This is a genomic window from Streptomyces sp. NPDC005070 (genome assembly GCF_053600395.1).
In genome coordinates, this window is the sequence record NZ_JBSFZS010000472.1 from 1 (window position 1) to 1,609 (window position 1,609).

2 pseudogenes are annotated in these 1,609 nt (G+C 68.0%); both read left to right on the forward strand.

Annotated features, from left to right (window positions below):
* Positions 1-550 precede the first annotated feature (550 nt).
* Positions 551-766: pseudogene (locus tag ACWEBX_RS40355) on the forward strand (transposase); the annotation flags it as partial.
* Positions 767-930: 164 nt separating this feature from the next.
* A pseudogene (locus ACWEBX_RS40360) lies at positions 931-1,609 on the forward strand (IS630 family transposase); the annotation flags it as partial.

The window sequence follows — 1,609 nt, forward strand, 5'->3', positions numbered from 1 at the left end:
GGGCCTGCAATCAGGCTCGCAAGAGCACCGCCGCAAAACATGAGCAATGAGTGCTCACCGTGCTCCGCGCCCGTGGGGCTTAGGTGACGAGGGTGCGGTCAGTCATGCGCGAGGGCAGGCCCAATCGTCCACGTATGGACTGCTCGCCGCGCGGGTGTGTGTCGGCGAAGACTTGCGGCGTTGAACACCTGACGTCGTGAAGAGAGTCGGAAGGTTGTGCCGGCGACCTCGTAGACCGGGCCTGCTACTGCCGCCTGGCCCACCCTGCATCCGTCTCGCGGTCCATGACCACCAAGGTCGAACCCACGATCGACTCGCGCCTCCGCAGTGCACGCGGGACGAACGGCTGTCCCGGTACCCCACAGGAATCCTGTACCCCGAAGGTCAAGAAGCCTCGGTCTACGCTGCTGGCCCGCTCCTTGTTGACGCCAGTGAACTTGGTCGGGTGATGTCGGGCTGCTCGCCGGACGGTGCGCAGGTGGCCTCGGTAGTCCTGGTGCGGTGAGATATTCGCAGGGTGGCGGCTTGACCGGCGTCGAGAGGGCCACGCGGCACCCCGGGCAAGGCCCGCCGGGAGTACGAACGCAGCCGCCCGTTCCGACGTATGCGCAACTGGAGAGTCGGCATCGAGGCCCGCATCAGCCACCTCAAGCGCAGCTTCGGATGCCGCCGCACCCGCCTCCGCCGCCTGGCCGGCGCCCAGACCTGGGCCGGACTCGGGATCTTCGCCTACAACCTCCACCGGATGGCCGTCATCGCCCGGTGAAGGACGATGGCACCCCGACGCCCGACGTCGAACAACCGCTCCGCGGCAACAGCTCTGCCACCAGGCCAAACCCTTTTTCAGGGGCAAGTAGCTACTGAACTTGATTGGGTGATGTCGGGGCTGTTCGTCTGACAGCGTCCGGACCGTTCCGGTAGTTCTGGTCTGTGAGGTACGCGCAGGGCGGCGGTTTGACCGACGCCGAGAGGGCCGTGCGGGAGCGGATCCGGCTGCAGGCCGTGGTCCGCTTCGAGGGCGGGGAGAAGAACAGAGAGATCGCGATCGCGCTGCGGGTAAGCGAGCGGTCGGTGGAACGTTGGCGCCGCCAATGGCGGGAGCGCGGCCAAGCCGGGGTCCACTCGAAGGGATCACCGGGCCGGCCGAGGCTGAGCAACAGGCAAGTAGAAGGGCTCAAGGGGGAGTTGGAGCGCGGCCCGCTGGCCCACGGTTGGGCGGATCAGCGCTGGACGCTGGCCCGGGTGAAGACGCTGATCGGCCGCCTGTTCCACGTCACCTACACGGTGGAGGGAACGTGGCGGCTGCTCAAGCGCCACGGTTGGTCCTGGCAGCAGCCGGCCAGGCGAGCGATCGAGCGCGACGATGCGGCCGTCGAACTGTGGAAGAAGGAGGTCTGGCCGCGGGTAAAAGCACCGCGGCGGCTCGCGGGGCTTGGCTCGTCTTCGAGGACGAGGCCGGGCAGTCGCTGAGACCGCCGCGCGCCAAGACCTGGGGCCGGATTGGCCAGACCCCAGAGGTCCGCGTTCGCGCTCGGGGCTCCGGCCGGATCTCGATGGCCGGGATGACGTGCTTCAGGCAGGGCCGGCGGTCCCGGATGTTCTACAGCTT